The sequence below is a fragment of the Bacillus sp. FSL K6-1366 genome, from assembly GCF_037976695.1.
GTDB lineage: Bacteria > Bacillota > Bacilli > Bacillales > Bacillaceae > Bacillus > Bacillus subtilis.
Genome location: NZ_CP150268.1, coordinates 3613185 through 3630149, shown reverse-complemented (window position 1 = coordinate 3630149; position 16965 = coordinate 3613185). Strand labels below are relative to the sequence as shown.

Annotated in this window: 19 protein-coding genes and 1 riboswitch; of the genes, 3 read left to right on the top strand and 16 right to left on the bottom strand. The window is 41.1% G+C overall.

Annotated features, from left to right (window positions below; all coding sequences use genetic code 11):
• Window positions 1-47: 47 nt before the first annotated feature.
• Window positions 48-1013, bottom strand: coding sequence for a LacI family DNA-binding transcriptional regulator (locus MHI44_RS19075; RefSeq protein WP_003244772.1), 966 nt, complete (start codon window positions 1011-1013; stop codon window positions 48-50).
• 281 nt (window positions 1014-1294) lie between these two features.
• Complete coding sequence (papB, locus tag MHI44_RS19070; protein ID WP_339202535.1) at window positions 1295-2389, bottom strand: di/tri-peptidase; 1095 nt, start codon at window positions 2387-2389, stop codon at window positions 1295-1297.
• A gap of 165 nt (window positions 2390-2554) precedes the next feature.
• Here papB and MHI44_RS19065 point away from each other — a divergent pair, with 165 nt between their 5' ends.
• A complete protein-coding gene (locus tag MHI44_RS19065; protein ID WP_014476643.1) occupies window positions 2555-2758 on the top strand; it encodes a hypothetical protein in 204 nt (67 codons plus the stop codon).
• Between the two features lie 37 nt (window positions 2759-2795).
• On the opposite strand, the gene pfeT is transcribed toward MHI44_RS19065, so the two are convergent.
• From pfeT to MHI44_RS19040, 5 genes are all read right to left on the bottom strand, one after another.
• Window positions 2796-4709, bottom strand: a complete 1914-nt coding sequence (gene pfeT, locus MHI44_RS19060) for a metal-transporting ATPase PfeT (RefSeq protein ID WP_167408107.1) — start codon at window positions 4707-4709, stop codon at window positions 2796-2798.
• Window positions 4710-4944: 235 nt separating this feature from the next.
• Entirely contained in the window at window positions 4945-5442 is a 498-nt protein-coding gene (gene stoA / locus MHI44_RS19055; protein WP_319620572.1) for a sporulation thiol-disulfide oxidoreductase StoA, read from the bottom strand.
• Window positions 5443-5492: 50 nt separating this feature from the next.
• Complete coding sequence (gene ykvU, locus MHI44_RS19050) at window positions 5493-6830, bottom strand: sporulation protein YkvU (RefSeq protein WP_339202534.1); 1338 nt, start codon at window positions 6828-6830, stop codon at window positions 5493-5495.
• Window positions 6831-6947: 117 nt separating this feature from the next.
• Window positions 6948-7574 (bottom strand): cell wall hydrolase, encoded by a 627-nt coding sequence (locus MHI44_RS19045; protein ID WP_213385259.1) that lies wholly within the window; start codon window positions 7572-7574, stop codon window positions 6948-6950.
• 298 nt (window positions 7575-7872) lie between these two features.
• Window positions 7873-8067: a hypothetical protein gene (locus tag MHI44_RS19040; RefSeq protein ID WP_003218622.1), complete on the bottom strand. Its 195-nt coding sequence runs from the start codon at window positions 8065-8067 to the stop codon at window positions 7873-7875.
• 165 nt (window positions 8068-8232) lie between these two features.
• Here MHI44_RS19040 and MHI44_RS19035 point away from each other — a divergent pair, with 165 nt between their 5' ends.
• Window positions 8233-8418: a YkvS family protein gene (locus tag MHI44_RS19035; RefSeq protein ID WP_003232446.1), complete on the top strand. Its 186-nt coding sequence runs from the start codon at window positions 8233-8235 to the stop codon at window positions 8416-8418.
• Window positions 8419-8538: 120 nt separating this feature from the next.
• Here the strand turns inward: MHI44_RS19035 and MHI44_RS19030 are convergent, their stop codons facing one another.
• The 5 genes from MHI44_RS19030 to MHI44_RS19010 form a co-directional block, all read right to left on the bottom strand.
• Window positions 8539-8829, bottom strand: coding sequence for a YkvR family protein (locus MHI44_RS19030; protein ID WP_003245399.1), 291 nt, complete (start codon window positions 8827-8829; stop codon window positions 8539-8541).
• A gap of 733 nt (window positions 8830-9562) precedes the next feature.
• The gene (locus tag MHI44_RS19025; protein ID WP_038427622.1) at window positions 9563-10498 is read right to left on the bottom strand and encodes a glycosyl hydrolase family 18 protein; all 936 of its coding nucleotides are present in this window, start codon (window positions 10496-10498) and stop codon (window positions 9563-9565) included.
• A gap of 96 nt (window positions 10499-10594) precedes the next feature.
• Entirely contained in the window at window positions 10595-10822 is a 228-nt protein-coding gene (locus MHI44_RS19020; RefSeq protein ID WP_017695061.1) for a LysM peptidoglycan-binding domain-containing protein, read from the bottom strand.
• 15 nt (window positions 10823-10837) lie between these two features.
• Window positions 10838-12037 (bottom strand): spore protein YkvP, encoded by a 1200-nt coding sequence (gene ykvP / locus MHI44_RS19015; protein WP_339202533.1) that lies wholly within the window; start codon window positions 12035-12037, stop codon window positions 10838-10840.
• A 480-nt stretch (window positions 12038-12517) separates the two neighbouring features.
• Window positions 12518-13264 (bottom strand): glucose 1-dehydrogenase, encoded by a 747-nt coding sequence (locus MHI44_RS19010; protein ID WP_003245309.1) that lies wholly within the window; start codon window positions 13262-13264, stop codon window positions 12518-12520.
• 168 nt (window positions 13265-13432) lie between these two features.
• Between MHI44_RS19010 and MHI44_RS19005 the strand changes: the two genes are divergently transcribed.
• A complete protein-coding gene (locus MHI44_RS19005; protein ID WP_339202532.1) occupies window positions 13433-13789 on the top strand; it encodes a winged helix-turn-helix transcriptional regulator in 357 nt (118 codons plus the stop codon).
• Window positions 13790-14370: 581 nt separating this feature from the next.
• Here MHI44_RS19005 and queF read toward each other — a convergent pair.
• The 4 genes from queF to queC are packed head-to-tail and all read right to left on the bottom strand — an operon-like array spanning window position 14371 to window position 16711.
• Window positions 14371-14868 (bottom strand): preQ(1) synthase, encoded by a 498-nt coding sequence (gene queF, locus MHI44_RS19000; protein ID WP_003218613.1) that lies wholly within the window; start codon window positions 14866-14868, stop codon window positions 14371-14373.
• 17 nt (window positions 14869-14885) lie between these two features.
• Complete coding sequence (gene queE, locus MHI44_RS18995; RefSeq protein WP_032721432.1) at window positions 14886-15617, bottom strand: 7-carboxy-7-deazaguanine synthase QueE; 732 nt, start codon at window positions 15615-15617, stop codon at window positions 14886-14888.
• Window positions 15610-16059 (bottom strand): 6-carboxytetrahydropterin synthase QueD, encoded by a 450-nt coding sequence (gene queD, locus MHI44_RS18990; RefSeq protein ID WP_003232462.1) that lies wholly within the window; start codon window positions 16057-16059, stop codon window positions 15610-15612. Before queD ends, queE begins: the two co-directional genes overlap by 8 nt.
• Window positions 16052-16711 carry a 7-cyano-7-deazaguanine synthase QueC gene (queC, locus tag MHI44_RS18985; protein ID WP_021479407.1) on the bottom strand — a complete coding sequence of 220 codons (660 nt, stop codon included), beginning with the start codon at window positions 16709-16711 and terminating at the stop codon, window positions 16052-16054. The genes queD and queC overlap by 8 nt, the downstream gene beginning before the upstream one ends.
• A 129-nt stretch (window positions 16712-16840) precedes the next feature.
• A riboswitch (PreQ1 riboswitch) is annotated at window positions 16841-16885 on the bottom strand.
• Between the last annotated feature and the right edge of the window lie 80 nt (window positions 16886-16965).

Sequence of the window (16965 nt, the reverse complement as noted above, 5' to 3'; positions counted from 1 at the left end):
GTACATAACGAACAGAATGCACGTCAAACCTTTTTTCAATGCATTCACTAAACAGTCGATCTTTCGATGAGACGGTAATCCAGAACTTTCCTTTCAATCGGCTGTCCTTGAATTCTTTTTTCCAGTATGGCAAATGCCTGCTTTCCCATTTCCCTTGTCTGAATATCGATCGTTGTGATTCCAAGCGCTTGGCTGATTTCGTGGTTATCAACGCTTAAGATTGCAAGCTCATCCGGTACTGACACCCGCTGGTTCTTTGCTTCAAGAAAAAGCCCTGCTGAGACTTGGTCATTGGCAACAAAAATAGCCGTCGGCTTTTCCTTCCACGTATTCCATTTATGAAAAAGCGCCTTCCCATCATTGATTGTAATCGCTTTCTCAATTACCCAGTCTTCACGAAATGCCTCGCCGATCTCTTCCAATGCCTCTTTGTAGGCTTTGATTCGAAAATGGCTGTTCATGCCTTTTTTTCTTGCCAAACAGATGGCTATTTTTTTGTGCCCTTTGGCAATTAAATAGTCCAAGCCGTTCCGAAATGCTTCTTGGTGAGGAATGCTGATGGTTGGGAAGCGGGCATTATCTGAATTCTGGCAAAGCAAAATCGGGCCCTCCCATTCCATGAGTTTCTCATCAGCAAGCGCCTTTGAGCAAAAAATCAGGCCGTCAACCTGGCGCTGCTTTAATTGGGACAGCGCAAAGATTTCTTTTTGTACCTCATAGTTTGTTTGGAATAAAGAGAGGTGAACCCCGGATTCCGCGGCTGCGTCGGCTATTCCTGCAATCAGCTCTGCAAAATATGGCAGATTAACCGTTGGCAAGACAACACCAATCATGTTTGAAAATCCTTTCGACAAATGTACAGCGTGAATATTTCTCGTGTACTCCAATGATTCCATTGCCTCAAACACTCTTTTTCGTTTGTCTTCACTGACGTATGGATGATTGTTTATGACTCGGGAAACCGTTGTAACAGAGACACCGGCTTTTTCTGCAATGTCTTTAATATTAGCCATAGATTCCCTTCTTTCTAAATCCCCTTGATCTGGAATGCGTTTCATACAATATGATATGGACGTACCAGATATCTTTTTGTGTTTTAAGCTGAAAGGAGAAGATCACATGGGTTTCTTCATTTTAATTGGGTTATGTCTCACTGTTCTCGGTGGCAGCTGTCTTGCTGTAAAACCTCTCAACCAAAAACATGAAATTAAACCCTTTCGAACATTTGATGATTTTTTTATTTAATGCAGATAAAAAAGGACGATGTCGAGAACAAAGTCCTTTTTTATTTCTATTACGGCAGTATGATTAATTCCTTTGGATATTGGGTCAGAGCAACTGCTCCGTCCTTTGTTACGTGAACGTCATCCTCAATGCGCACGCCGCCGATCTCTGGCACATAAATCCCCGGTTCGATCGTGTAGACCATGCCTTCCTGCAGCAGTGTATCGTTGGCCTGGCTCATTGATGGATACTCATGGACTGAAATTCCGAGTCCATGCCCAAGCCGGTGAGGAAAATAATCACCATATCCCGCTTTTTCAATGATTCCGCGGGCAGTTAAATCCAGATCTCCGATTCTCACACCGGGTTTGCTTGCCTCAATCGCGGCTTTTTCCGCTTGAAGCACAGTCTCGTAAATGGCCTCCTGCTTCGGATTGATGGTTTTGTATGCAAACGTTCTTGTAATATCAGAGCAATAGCCATCAAGAATAACACCGAGATCAAATAAAACAAAATCACCTTTCTTCAACGTGGCTGTACCAGGATTTCCATGAGGCTGGCCAGATTTTTCTCCGAATAAAACCATTGTAGAGAAAGACATGCCCTGAATTCCTTTTTTCTTCAGTTCGTACTCAATTTGAGCGAGCACTTCCACTTCACTGATGCCTTCACGCAAAGCGGCTGTACCGACTTCAACACCGTAATCCGCAAGCTTTGCCGCCTCTTTCAGCAAACGAATCTCATTGTCTTCTTTAATCAGGCGAAATTGATTGAGTGTTTCTTCTGCTGAAACAAATTGAGCCCCGCCCGTCGCATGCTTCAGCTGTTCTGCACGTGATAGCGAGATTGAATCCTTTTCTACCGCAAGCGTATGTATGCTGATATTTCGCTTTTTCAAGGCCTTCTCTATCAGCTCCCATGGATTTTCGTGATCCGCATAGCCAATGATTTCATGATTCCAGCCTGCGTTGCGGTCCTGTCCTGCTTCCATTCCTGGACAAACAAAGAAAGGCTCCTCTTCTTGAAAAATAAATAACCCCATTAATCTTTCATGCGGCTCTGTGTAAAAACCGGTTAAGTAAAAAACATTTTCTTTTGTATGAATAAATGCGGCAGTATGCCCCGCTTCCTTCAGCCATGAAGAGACGCGTTGTATTCTATTCACTTCTTGTTCCTCCCTGCCATTTGCAATGCATTGTTCTGTCTTCCATTGTAACAGGTTTTACCGGTGTTTGCCTTTCACGACGCCTTCATTTTCTAATGCATTTTATTTCCTGCTCCTCTTCCTGTATACTGACAGTAACGTTCAATCGCAGGGGGGTTGTTCCGTTTGCTGATGAATTTTTTCAGACGAAAAGCAGTTATGCTCTTAACGGTTTTGGGAATTTCCGCTCCTTTTATCGGGATGAAGATGGTGGGCTTTTATTATTACAGCTCTATCATAGGCTGTGCAGCGGGTTTCCTTTGCTGCATCCTCGCTCTCATCCTGGTTATGAAAAGATCTGATAAAGACAAAAATGAAGGGAAAGCTTGATACATAAAAAGCCAGCAGCCTGATTAGGCTGCTGGCTTTATTTTAGGAGTCTTAAACCGTTTAGTATGACTAAAATCGTGCTGCCCTCATGACCAATCACGCCAAATGGCAATTCCATCGCCTGCAAAAAGTTTGCACAAATCAGCAGGCAGATTACAGCTAGAGAAAACACGATATTTTGTTTGATGATCCTGTTCATTTTCCGAGACAAGCGGCACATGTTTACGAGCTTTTTCAAATCGTTTTTCATGAGGACCATATCAGCGGTCTCAAGTGCTACATCTGTTCCGCCGCCCATCGCAATGCCGACATCCGCCGCTTTGAGTGCCGGCGCATCATTGATTCCGTCACCCACCATTGCAATCGTTCCGAATTCTTCTTTTAACCGTTTGATTTCATTCACTTTTTGGTCAGGCAGGCATTCTGCTACGACAGTTGTCATGCCGGCTTCCTTGGCAATCGCTTGAGCCGTGTCTTCGTGATCTCCTGTCAGCATGGCCGTTTTAATCCCAAGTCGGTTCAGTTCTTCCATGACCTCTTTTGCTTCAGGCCTGATTTGGTCCTTCAGTGCGATACAGCCTGCTATTTGATCATCCTTTTTCACAAATACAATTGTATGACCGCTTTGAATGACATCGGATGCTGTTTGTTTCAAAAATTGTGCTGCCATTTCCTCGCCGATAAAACCTGCTTTACCGACCTTCCATTTCGCACCCGACACTTCTGCCATAACGCCAAACCCTGAGGTTTCTTCTATAGATATGTAGCCGGACTGATTCACGCCGCGGCTGTCAGCGTACGCCGTTATGGCTTGGGCGAGCGGATGGCTTGATTGCGTTTCGATGGCATAGACAGCCTCAAGAACTTCCGCTTCACTGAATCCTTCTGCTATTCTGATCGTCTCTACGGCAGGCTGGCCTTTTGTTACAGTGCCGGTTTTATCAAAGGCGATCATTTGCACTGAGCCCAGCTGTTCAAGAAAGACGCTTCCTTTCACAAGCATACCGTTGCGGGCGCCATTTGAAATCAGGGACAGCGCCGCTGGCATAATAGAGGCGACAAGCGCACAAGGTGACGCGACAACCATAAACACCATTGCGCGGTAGAAGGTTTCACTCCAGCTCCAGCCCAGCGCAAAGTGCGGGACGAATAAAAGGAGCGCCACCGCAATTAGCACACCTTTCACATAAGCATTTTCAAATCGTTCGATGAAAGCCTGCGCGGGTGAAACACTATTTTGCGCTGATTCAACCAGTTTGATAATTTTTCTGAATAACGAATCTTCATTTGCTTTCGTGACACGGACAGTCAAGGAGCCATTGCGATTCACCGTTCCTGTGAATACAGTGTCGCCTGTGTTTTTTTCTACAGGCATTGATTCACCTGTTAAAGCCGACTCGTCAAGACTTGTCGAGCCCGATTCAATGATACCGTCTGCCGCTACGCGTTCTCCAGGTTTGATCACAATCATATCACCGGCCTGCAAGTCTGAAACCGGAACTCTTTTGGTTTCACCATTGACCATCAATGTCGCTTCTTCAGGCTCAAGCTGCATTAAAGACGTTAAATCTCTGCTGCTTTTATTCATCGTGTATGTTTCTAAAGCTCCGCTTAAGGAAAAAATAAATATTAAAATAGCACCCTCTGCCCAGTATCCGATCAAGGCGGAACCAACGGCAGCGAAAATCATTAAAAGTTCTACATTCAGCGTTTTGGATTCGAGTGTTTCTTCGATTCCTTCCTTTGCTTTAGCAAATCCGCCGATCACAAAAGCCAGCAAGAAAAGTATTATGGATAATACCTGATATCCGGATAAGAGCCAGCCTGCCAAAATAAGAGCCCCTGATACAAGTGCTGCAATAAGCTCCGCGTGCTGTGCCCAGTTTTTTTCCCTCTTGTCTGTTTTCAATGGCTCATGCGGGTCGCGTTGAACGATAACTTGTTCATTCATATCGAATTCTCCTCTCTAATTGAGAACGTAAATCATCTTCATTTCTCTTATAAAAACAAAATCGCTGCCCAAAAGGCAGCTTTATCGTCAGTTATTTCTTGATGTCTTCCTTTATTATAGCACGCACGAAGAGAATTTCAATTATAATTATTTTAATTTCTTTTTGATAATAATTATCATTAATGTTTATTCACTTCTTCTCTATATGAAAAAAGCTGAGAGTCGATGCTCTCAGCTATTCTTCCGTCCATTCCTTCAGTTGTTCCGCTGTCATCGGGCCAATTTTTGTTTTTTCAATTTCTCCCTTTTCATTCAGCAAAAATGATGTTGGGATCGTAATGATATGATACTCCTTCATCAATTCCCCTTTTGAGTCAAGGACAATCGGGAACGTCAGCTTGTTTGCTTTAATAAAATCTTCAACGACTTGCTGATTTTGTTCCGAATTCACTAAATTCACCGTTACCAGCTTTACACTGTCGGATGGATGGGCATCATAAAACGATTGAAACTGTGGAAGCTCCTTTTTGCAGGGCGGACACCATGACGTCCAAAAATGGAGAATTGTTTTTTGCCCTTTATTCGGAATCGAGATGTCCTCCCCTTCTATCGTTTTCATAAGAAAAACAGCGGGAACAGCAGGCTGTTTTTCCTCAGCTTGTGCCGCACCTGGAAACCATACAATCAACGCTAATAACATAATGTATATAGTAAGCAAGCGCTTCGTCAACATGGAATCTTCCTTTCATGCTTTTCAATTAGCTTGCCCCTGCTGTTCCTTTATCATCCTTCAATTCGCGGCGTTCTGGTCCCTCCCGTAAGAAATACAGATACCTTCAATGCTTTGCAGATCGTGGCATAGTGCAGGCTCGTCAAAAGAATCATGCCAGTGTTCATTCCAAGGATAATCCCGAGCATTTGCAGATTCTCCATTGATCCCAGTACATACATCATACTTAGCGCAACGAAATGGCTCCATACATTGTGATAAAAAGCCTCTTTCACAAAACCCATCCCGATTAAGCACGCCTGCAGCGGCATGACAAACAGATGAAAGAGAAAGTAAGGCCACAACAGCTGCAGGTAATACTGCGCTTCAGGAGAGTGAAAAAACAAATGCGTGAGAGGTCCCGCAAACTGGAACATGACCCAGACGGCAGGTATACCGTAACCTAATGTAATGAAAATCGACTGCTTCAGCCTTTTTAACACGATGTCATACTGAGAAAGTGCATAAGCTTCCGAAATACTCGGTATCATGACGACCATTAACGAATGGGCAATAAAAGCTGGGAACGACCCTATCGTCACAGCCACTCCTGCCAGCATTCCGTATTGATCGATCGCCGCTGTCCCGGCAACGCCCGCAGCCAAAAGAGCTCCTTTTACTAAAAAGGGTTCAATTGCATTGACAACCGCATGAAAAATGCGCAGTCCTGTTGTAGGAATTGAAACAGCAAGCAGTCTTTTCCTTACATCCTTTCCGCGCAAATGAATGTGCTGCTGGCCGGATAACGCCCGCCTTGCCATGATAAATTGTGAATATAAATAAACAAGCACGACCACATCACTCACGACTAGAACAAACAAGGAAATCAGCACAGCCATGTCCAATTCAAATGAGTACCATTGAAAAAAGAGGAATAAGCACAAGAGCTGGATGATTTTTTTCAGCACATTGGCAATTGCGATCTTCCCCATTTTCTGCACACCCATAAAGTAGCCCCTGGCGATTGAAGTAAAGGCGACAACAGGAATTAAGCCGATGACAATCCCTTTAATAAACGGGTGGTATGTATCAAATACCGGTATAAACGGAAGCGCAATACTAGCGGCGACAGTAGAAAAAGCAGTAAAAATGGCTGTCATTCTGAAAGCGTGCCTCAGCATGCTTTCATGAAGCTTAGGATTTGACTCGGCAATGAATTTAGAAATGGATATCGGCAGTTCCAGGCTCGCGATGACAATAATTAAAAAGATCGTGGGCAAAATACTCATGTAAAGCCCCATCCCATGCTCGCCAAGCTCCCGCGCCAAAATCATATTGACGACAAATTCAAGGCATTCAGCGAAAAAGGCGGCAATGGATAAAAGAATGATCCCTTTCACAAATCGATTCATGATGTCTCTCCTTGTCTCTTGTACTACCAACATCATATGAGACAAGTTCAAAAATTATTTTATTTTTACTCTTTATATGAAAAAAAGCACAGCTGAGACAAATTGTCTCTTCTATGCTTAGACGGCAAAAACGTGTCTGCCGATTTTTTCTACGATTTTTCTTGAACGAATCCAATTATCTGACGCTGTTTTCGGATTATAAAAGAATATGGCATCTGTTTCTCTATTTTTTGAGGACAGCGCTTCTTCGGCAGCTTCAATCGATTCTTTATCAGGCTTTTGGTTAATGCTCCCGTTTGCGACCGGTTCAAAGGCGTTTTTCTGATAAATAACTCCTCTTATCGTATCAGGAAAACCTTTTTTCTCCGTCCTGTTCAGTACAACGCTTGCTACAGCGACCTTGCCTTTATATGATTCTCCTTTGGCCTCTGCGTGAACGAGACGGGACAGCAACTCTTTTTCAGACTGTGTATATGTTTCTTTCTCATCATTTGTTTTGTCCGGTTTATCTTTCTCTTTCTTTTCAGTGTGTGCTGATAGCTTAATCGGTTTTATTTCCTTGTCTTTATCAGCAGACAGTGAAGGGAAAGATTCATTCGTATTTCGATCTATATGTGTAAGCCATTTCGCTTCTTCATGTTTTGTCTTCTTTGCGCTCAGTAGTGAAGCTTGTGTATGCTCAATTTTGGCTGCAGGCATGAAACAAAGAAGAAAAACAGCCAGAGCAGTGAATTTCGTTGTCATACAGTTTCCTCCTTAAAGTGCTCCAAAAAACACTTCATAACCTTAACAAGAGATCCATTCATTTTCACGGAAAAAGATTTTCCAACTCTCCCAAGGAGGTATCAGGATGGAATAAAGAGGATGACTCACTGCTTAATGGCAAAAAAACAGTTTGAAATTCTATAAATATTGTCAAATTAAAACATGTTTATCCATTTTTGACACTTTACATTTTATTTACACCTGTTACAGACAACTGTAATAAAAGGCTTGTATTCTGTCATATATGATAAAAAGGCTTCTCACGTATGAGAAACCTTCAGCTTCTTGGCTGTTCTAAGTATTGAAAGATAACATCTCCGCCTTGCTGGGCAATTCCTCGGAAATGTTTAAAATCATCTTGTTTAGATAACACGGCCCTGAAATCAAGAAAATGCTCTTTCTGGACTCTCAGTTCGTTTATGGCGCCGGTGCGCAGCTGTTCAATCATTTCTGTTATTTCTTCGGGACGCAACAAAAATTCCCCCCTTTTCTTTCTATTGACGAAAATCAATATATCATCTTTATAGCGACAGGACAATTCATAAGGGAGATAAAACTCCTTATCGCTTTACTTCTCAATGAAAATACTGCAAAATACTTTCAAAAGGCATTATTATGTTTAAAGGAGAGGAAGCTTGTGAAAATCGCTAAGGTTGGGAATGTCATTGAATTTAAAAACGGATTAACCGGTGTTGTTGAAAAAGTAAATGAGAATTCTGTTATCGTTGATGTGACGATCATGGATAACTATCGGGATCTTGAGTTAGATTCATTGACAGTTGTTAATCATAAAAATTATAAGATCATCAGAGACTCCTATTAAAACCTCCTTATTTCCACATTTATTCAAAAAACTGCAAGACGGACAATTTAACACCTTACATATGAAATTCGCTTTCTCAAAAGCTGCCGGCCGGCAGCTTTTTTACATAAAAAACACCGATCATGAATCGGCGTTTTTGTCTATTTCCGTTATTTCTATATAGAACTCGCTGACGGCCCCTGGTTCGTACAGGTTGGTCAATGATGTTGAATAATTTGTCATTTCCCCCCGGAAAGCAAGATCGCGTTCCGGAACCTCGACATTAAACGTTTTTTCATACAACAGGACAGCGATATCATGGTAAGTCTCACTCGTAACGTTTAAGGTAAATGCAATTTTTCGCTTCGGCTCGCTCTCCTCTTGATATGCAGCCATTTCTAACGTTACATTGTTTAACCGCAATGTCTTCACTTCATATCACTCCTTTATAGTCCATGCATCTTAGCATACCTTAGCGAATGTTTACAATGAATCTGTTCTTAACGGTTATATGAACCAATTCATTCGAAAAGACATCTTTACAAACATACGTTCGTTAAATTATAATAAAGCAGACGAGCTGCCATCCAGCATCCCGTCTTTTCATTAGAAAGCGGCGAGTGGAATTCCCCCCGGATTCGCTCGTCTTTTTTATGTAAAAACCCCCTCATTTCTAAGGAGAAACTATATGGTCGATTATCAACAAGTCATGCTTCACCATGCGTACCTTGGCGCCTTGAATTTCCCCATCCTTTAATGAGAGCGGTCAATCAATTCTCATCATGTTTTTTAGATAAACCAGCATCCATTCAGGAAGTATATGAGTGTATGTTTTTAAAGTTCTAGTTATTCGTGCGCTTCCATATCGATCCTGAACAATTCTGAATGAAATGCAATAATCCTGCTATCAAGGTAGCATGTGTATGACTTGAATCATGGAAGCAGAATAAATTCAACACATCCGTAATTACTTGAAATGCGTACTATAACATAAGTTTGAATGTGTATTTCAAGCCCAATGTAATGCCTCGTATAGAACATTTCGGGAGAAGGGCCTATGGAATGCCCTCACTGTTTTACCCGCACTCGTAATAAACTCCTTTCAGTATGTCCATTTAGAGATTCATTGCAATTATCTTCGAATTTTGTTCTGAACTATAAATCATTATATATTTTTAAACACTGTATTCCAGACTGACGCATCTTCTTGTCCAAGACTCCAGCTGCCAAGACCTTTCAATTTATATTTTTGAGCGAGTTTTATTTTTGCTCTGAGTGACTGTTCATTTTCAAACCATAATGTATATGTTCCCGAAGGCAACGGCCCCTTGTTATCGTGATTGACAGTAAAAATAGCTTTTGGAGATTGACTCTTGGTGTCAAAAATAATTGTTCCGCTATGCCTTTTTACTAATGAGTCAACAAGGTAAAGGGGAATGGCTTGAGAGGCAGATTGGCCTTCCATCCAGCAGCGGCCATAGAATGGCAATCCTAAAACTAGTTTTTGAGGAGAGATTTTTTGGGTCAGAACATATTGAATGGACTTTTCCACCCATCCTACACTTGCGGTAGGCCCAGCAAGGCGGCTTTCATCATAGGCCATAACCATAAGATAATCTGCATATTTAGCTAAATACTCGTAATCATATGATCCGTGCCAGCCCTTCGTCCAGCCAAAAGGATTTGCCGCCACTGCAACTGATACTTCTTTATGTTTAGGAATACTTTTCCTTACTAATCTAATAAAATCTGTAAATAGATTCCGATCTTTTTCTGTAAGGTTTTCTATATCGATATTAACTCCGTCCAAATCCAGTTCTTCTATTGCATGAGAAATTTGTTTAGCTAAAAGAACTCGGTTCATTAATGCAAATCGTCCCAAATCCTGATCCCAATGATTGCTTAGAAAAGGAACTACTTTTAATTTTCTTCTATGAAGAGCTTTAATCACATCGGGATTAGCTGAACGGAGAAGTAATGATCCATCTTTTCTGATATAGAAAAAATCAGGAGACACAACATTTAATACTCCGTTCGTTTGATCAACGTGTTGAATAAAATCCCATCCTAATCCAGAATAGAAATAGCTCATTTGAAACATCTCATAACCCCTTCATCCCCAAAAATATCAAGTTCCCCACAAATAAAAAAATGAGGATTGTCATTTCAATTTGATTCGTTTCCGAAACCTCAAAGATTATCTTTCTCTTATCTTTATAATTTGTCCAGGATAAATTCTATCTGAAGAAAGCTTATTAAGATTCATAAGTTGTTGTACCGGAATTTTAAAGGATTTGGCAATCGTCCATAATGTATCGCCGGATTCCACATGATATACTTCGTATGTCACGGGAAATTCCATATAACGAGGCGTTCTTTTTACTTTATTCGCTTGATTTCTTATTTTAGGTATTTTCCCCTTCATTCATATTACTCTCCTTTAGAAAAATTTGTTATTAATATTTCTAAACCGTTTCTCTCTAATCTTAATGATTTGTCCAGCATATATTTGATCTGATTTGAAATGATTAAGCTCCATGAGTTGCTGCAGGGAAACATTATACTTCCTGGCAATTATTGATAATGTTTCACCGGGAGTAACATGATGGATCACGTATTTTTCTTTGAGAACATCTACATAATGAATGGTTTCCCCTAAGTTTCTTATGATTCCTCTGCTTTTTAGCACCTCAAGCATTCTCTCGGCTCTATGCCGATAGGAATCATTCTTTACAGCCTTTTTACCGTTTATCTGAATCTTTTTTCTCTCGCTATCATGATTCAAATAGTATTTAACCTTTTCCAAAGTTTCTTTTGGGGAGGAAGAAACGATGAGATCGCGGCCAGGTTTGAATTTACCTCGAACTGCTGGTGTATTCGATGTCAATAAAAACCCCCCGGAACCAAGAATCTCATAGGTGCGTTGCGTAAGTTGGCTTTCACAGTTTTGCAAACCGATAACGACTTTTGCTGAACTGTAAACTTTATATGCTTCAGTATAATCAAGGTATCCATGGATCCAATTGGGGGGAATTTCTCTTCCTATATATTTACTCATTTTTTCCCAGTTTCTCCCCCAAAAATCAATGCGAATACCTTTCCGTATAAGAGGACGAATAAGCGTTTTTAAAGAGGACGAACGGAACACTTCCGGATGTTCTTCAAGAAAATTAGGGTAAGCATTAGCCACCACTGCTATATCACAACTGTATTTCGCTAATGGTTTAATCTGGTGATGTATACTTTCGTGAAATGCAAAGTCTAAGTGAGCTGCTTTAATCCCCATGCTTTCATAAGTTTTACACAGAGAAGGCGTAACCGTGAAAACAAAATCCGGTTTCATCTTTTTAATTAACGGGATAGTAAAGTTTTGAGTGTGCAGCGGGTCTTCAGTTGCCCAATAAACGAGAGGGATATTCACCTTTTTAGTAGCGTTGCGAATCCAGGCCTGCTTTTCCCTTGAATGCTCTGGTGTCCATCCCATAGATACTATTAGATCTGGTTTAAATTCGTCTATCATTTCAGTTATATTTTCCCGACTTACAGGACCGGAAATCATTACGGTATGTCCTGCTTCCCTAAACCCATTCGGTAAACCATAGAGCCACATGGGATGACTCTCAAGGAAAAGAATTTTCACACATTTCCATCCTCTCTTTCACTTTTTAATGTCTACTTTATTGGTATGTATATGTAATATAACTTGTCGCGGTACTAGTCTATAAAAAACGTTCAGGTGTGAGATCACGAGATAGCTTGTGTGGGATGCCCCACAAAAAAAGAAAGCAACCTACAACATATTTTCCTATGTGGTTATTCAGGACATAAGGATTCCTTTAAATATTTTTAAAAGTATTAGAATACAAGGACAGGGATATTATTTTTTATTAAAAGTCAAGAGCCCCCGTTACTTTAAGTACATTTATTCACAGTGTAATCTTTTTTACAGGTCATTTAGTAGTAGCCCCAGGAAAATGCGAATTTACAACGTTAATCAAATTCAAATATAAAAAAGTCGAATTCCCTGTCCTTTAAGGAAAACGACTTTTTTATACGACTTCTTCAAGTAAATCCCCATTAACCTTTTTTGGGGACTATTTGTAATCTCTGCGCAGTGAAATTATACCTGTGCTAGCCCACCATCTACGAACAATTCAACACCCGTCAAGTAACTGCTTTCGTCTGAAGCAAGGAAAGATACAGCGTTTGCTACTTCTTCAGGTGTCCCAACTTTTCCAGCTGGAACAGTATTTCTGCTATTTTCCAGTACCTCTTCAAGTGCATCACCAAAAAGCTCATCGTAGGCAGGTGTAAGAATACCTCCTGGACTAACCACATTTACACGGATTTCAGTACCTTTTAGGTCAAGAATCCAGTTGCGAACCAGTGCTCTTAATGCTGCTTTAGATGCTCCATATACACTAAACGCTGGGTTGCCAATTGATCCAGCAGTAGAGCCCGTTACAATAATAGAACCTACTTTGTCCGGGAATAGTGATAACGCTTTTTGAACAGTAAAGATGGTTCCTTTAACGTTAATGTCGAACGTTCTATCAACCTGCTCTTCAGTAATTTCACCTAATGGAAGGAAGTTGCCGATGCCTGCATTAGCAAAAAGAATGTCCAACTTACCTTTTTCCTGCTTTATAATGTCATATAGTTTGTCTAAGTCTTCAAGCTTAGAAATATCACCTTGAACACCGGTTACGTTCTTGCCAATTTGGTTAACAGCTTTATCAAGTTCGTTTTGTCTACGTCCCGTGATATAAACATATGCACCTTCGTTTACAAATTTTTGTGCTGTAGCAAGACCAATCCCACTTGTTCCACCCGTTACAAGCGCTATTTTACCTTCAAATTTACCCATACTTAACACTCCTTTAGAATTAATATTATTTTATGTCTAGTACCTTTAAGTACTTGAAGAACAACTTACAAGATATAGTATCCTTCAGTAAGCACATTATCGGAAGTACCCACTTTTTTGTGATATAGTAACTAAAAAGTAATAAATGTGGAATGGAGAGCTTTAGACATGAAAAAATTTAGCTGTGGGTTTGAAGTGACAAAGGAAGTTATTGGCGGAAAATGGAAAGGCCTTGTATTATACTTTTTAATGAATGGACCAAAGAGAACGAGTGAATTAAAGCGCATTGTCCCAAATATAACTCAGAAAATGCTGATTCAAACACTTAGAGAGCTTGAAGCCAGTGGACTTGTGAGCAGAAAGATGTATAATCAAGTACCGCCGAAGGTTGAATATTCATCCACTGAACTTGGAGAATCTCTTAAACCTATCTTGCAGGAGCTCTGTCAATGGGGAGGCTATTATGCGGAGCAAGAGTATGCAGAAGGTGAATATGAAATTGTACAACCAGAACAACTAAGTTAGGATTGATGTAGCTGCTGGAGTAAATGCTAAACAACTTCAATACCATCACCTAACAGATGAAGAACTGTCAGAAATAAATGAGATATTCAATTTTGAAAGTGAAGTTCTAATAAGAAGTGTCATCGACTATATTCAGGAGAACTTTGATGAAATTCAAAAAAGAGCTGTTTCAAATGTTAAAGAGAAGGTTCAGAAACTTAGCCAAAAAATAAATGAAGATATTGATAATAATATTTAATGCCTATGATCTCTAGATAGGCATATTTTCTTTCGGATAAAAAAGAAAAGACGTACAAATTGTACGCCTTAATCTGCTTCTGTACTATCAATTTTTCACTGCATAAAAGTCACAGTTCAGGTTGCACCTCAGGTCACACTTTTTAATACAATTCCCATGAGTAGAGCCATTTTCAGGTGTGACTTTTCCCACTTTTATTGAGCTTAGTGCGGGTCACACTCCGGTCACTTCGGGTCACACTTCGCTGTGACCAGGTCACATTTCCGCTGAAAATTAACGCTGAATGTTCGGATTTTACTGTGACTCCACTTCCTTTTACACTCCGTATCACACAACGGAATAATTAACGATTATCAATTGTCTCCGGATACAAATCATGGTTCATCATACGGTATTCGGCCATTTTCTCATACTTCGTGCCAGGCTTTCCGTAGTTTGTGTACGGGTCAATGGAAATTCCGCCTCTTGGCGTGAATTTGCCCCATACTTCAATGTAGCGCGGGTCCATTAATTCAATCAAGTCATTCATGATGATATTCATGCAGTCCTCGTGGAAGTCACCATGGTTTCTGAAGCTGAATAGATACAGCTTTAATGATTTGCTTTCAACCATTTTTTCATCAGGAATGTAGCTGATGTAGATTGTCGCAAAGTCAGGCTGGCCTGTTTTAGGACATAAAGATGTGAATTCCGGGCAATTGAATTTTACAAAGTAATCACGGTTTACATGTTTATTCGGGAAGGATTCCAGCACGTCCGGTGCATATTCGAACAAATAATTTGTACCTTGATTGCCTAGCAATGTTACACCTTCTAATTCTGATTCTTTTCTTGTCGTCATGTTCATCTTCCTTTCTATTATACTCCGCGTTTGTTGCCCCATAACAGGGTGTGCAGCTGCGGGAGCACTCTGACGAGATTCAGCTCCGCATCGACAGCTACCTTATCAACAAGCGCTTCATATTTTCCAAGCAAATGTGCAATCAGTGACTGATCATCTGTCGTATGCACGTCATCATTTCCGACTTGTAAATAAAACGGGATTCCCGGATACCGCTTGTGCACAGTTTTGGCAAATTCCAGATCTTCATCATTAAAGATGACAACCTTCAAGCTGACAGCATGCTGTCTATCATTCTCTTGAAGTGAAGTTAAAATGTGGTCAAGCTTTTGAAAGTTCGTTCCCATTTTTGAGCTTGGCGGTTTTGGAGAAATTGTCAGGTCATCAATCAGCGTAAACCAATCCTGATAAACGGTCCCTTGAGTTTCAAGCGCTGCACGGATGTTATTTTCCTTCAGCAGTTCAATAAAAGCATCCAGCTGTTTTAACAGAGCCGGGTTGCCGCCTGAGATCGTCACATGAGAAAACGCATCTCCCCCAATGTCCTTAAGCTCCGCAAAAATCTCCTCCGCCGTCATCCAGCGAATATCTTTTTTAGCAGACCCATCCCAAGTGAAAGCGGAGTCACACCAGCTGCAGGAATAATCGCAGCCGGCTGTCCGGACGAACATCGTTTTCTGTCCGATCACCATGCCTTCTCCTTGAATCGTCGGGCCGAAAATTTCTAATACAGGAATTCCTTTAGCCATTCAAACCACCCTTTTTCGGACGGTAGACACAGTAGCTTGTCGGTGTTTCACGGACAAACACCTGTACACAGGTCGGCTTATTCTCCAAAGTGTCTAAATAAGCCTGTACGTTGTCATAAATCGTTTTCGCCACGACTTCAGTTGTCGGCAGCGAATACCGGTCGTCCTGAGAAAAATCTTCATGATCATTTAATAGCGTGTGATCATAGTTTCCGTGCACCAGTTTTTTGAGTACGCTGAAATTGACAAGAAAGCCTGAATCGTCAAGTTCGTCGCCGGCAACGGTTATATTTACGGTATACGTATGCCCGTGAACCCTGCTGCACGCTCCCGCACTTTCCCGAGGGATAAAATGAGCGGCTGAGATATGCATGTCCTTATTCAGTTCAAACGAATAAGGATGCTGGGCCTGCGGATAAATTTGAGATAACAATTTATGCACGCTCTCCTTTCATCACCATATATTCTTCATAACCTTTTGAACGAAGGTGACATGCCGGACATTCGCCGCAGCCGTCTGCGATGATGCCGTTATAGCATGTCAGCGTGTTGTTTTTCACAAAATCCAGCGCGCCAAGCTCATCTGCAAGCTTCCACGTTTCCGCCTTATTGAGCCACATGAGAGGCGTGTGGATCACAAACGGCTTCTCCATTGCCAGATTTACCGTGACATTGCAAGATTTCACGAATTCGTCACGGCAGTCAGGATAACCGCTGAAGTCTGTCTCGCAAACTCCTGTAATAATGTGGCGCGCGCCAATTTGGTAAGCCAGGATAGACGCAAAGGATAAGAATACCAAATTGCGGCCTGGAACGAATGTGGATGGCAGTTCGCCGTCTTTTACTTCTATCTCAATATCATTTCTAGTCAGGGCATTCGGTGCAAGCTGATTTAAAAGTGACATATCAAGCAAATGATTTTTCACACCAAGCTTTTCCGCAATGGATTTTGCCACTTCAATTTCCTGCGAATGTCGCTGATTATAATGAAAAGTCACCGTTTCGACTTCTTCGAATTCTTTTAAGGCCCACAGTAAGCATGTTGTGCTGTCTTGGCCGCCGCTAAATACGACAATTGCTTTTTCTTTTTTCATGATTCCTCTCCTTCTCCGCAATAAAAACGCCGGCGAGAGACATCGCTACAGCTAATTCACGCAAAAAAACACCTTTTTTCGGAAGGTGCTCTAGAAAAACATAAAAAAGGCCGTATCCAAGGATACAGCTCGTCCTTAGTTTTTTATAGAGGGTGTAGCTAGAACCTCTCCCGCATATCGCACGGATTTTCTTCAATTTTTTCACTTCTGCTATCTTACCATAATGATGTTTTTCTTGACAATAAAAAAGTCAG

What these genes read in the sequence shown, in the direction of transcription:
- MHI44_RS19075 (WP_003244772.1), bottom strand. Translation starts at nt 1,013, where the DNA reads ATGGCTAATATTAAAGACATTGCAGAAAAAGCCGGTGTCTCTGTTACA.
- pfeT (WP_167408107.1), bottom strand. Translation starts at nt 4,709, where the DNA reads ATGAATGAACAAGTTATCGTTCAACGCGACCCGCATGAGCCATTGAAA.
- stoA (WP_319620572.1), bottom strand. Translation starts at nt 5,442, where the DNA reads ATGTTGACGAAGCGCTTGCTTACTATATACATTATGTTATTAGCGTTG.
- ykvU (WP_339202534.1), bottom strand. Translation starts at nt 6,830, where the DNA reads ATGAATCGATTTGTGAAAGGGATCATTCTTTTATCCATTGCCGCCTTT.
- MHI44_RS19045 (WP_213385259.1), bottom strand. Translation starts at nt 7,574, where the DNA reads ATGACAACGAAATTCACTGCTCTGGCTGTTTTTCTTCTTTGTTTCATG.
- MHI44_RS19025 (WP_038427622.1), bottom strand. Translation starts at nt 10,498, where the DNA reads ATGTTTCAAATGAGCTATTTCTATTCTGGATTAGGATGGGATTTTATT.
- MHI44_RS19020 (WP_017695061.1), bottom strand. Translation starts at nt 10,822, where the DNA reads ATGAAGGGGAAAATACCTAAAATAAGAAATCAAGCGAATAAAGTAAAA.
- MHI44_RS19010 (WP_003245309.1), bottom strand. Translation starts at nt 13,264, where the DNA reads ATGGGTAAATTTGAAGGTAAAATAGCGCTTGTAACGGGTGGAACAAGT.
- MHI44_RS19005 (WP_339202532.1), top strand. Translation starts at nt 13,433, where the DNA reads ATGAAAAAATTTAGCTGTGGGTTTGAAGTGACAAAGGAAGTTATTGGC.
- queF (WP_003218613.1), bottom strand. Translation starts at nt 14,868, where the DNA reads ATGACGACAAGAAAAGAATCAGAATTAGAAGGTGTAACATTGCTAGGC.
- queE (WP_032721432.1), bottom strand. Translation starts at nt 15,617, where the DNA reads ATGGCTAAAGGAATTCCTGTATTAGAAATTTTCGGCCCGACGATTCAA.
- queC (WP_021479407.1), bottom strand. Translation starts at nt 16,711, where the DNA reads ATGAAAAAAGAAAAAGCAATTGTCGTATTTAGCGGCGGCCAAGACAGC.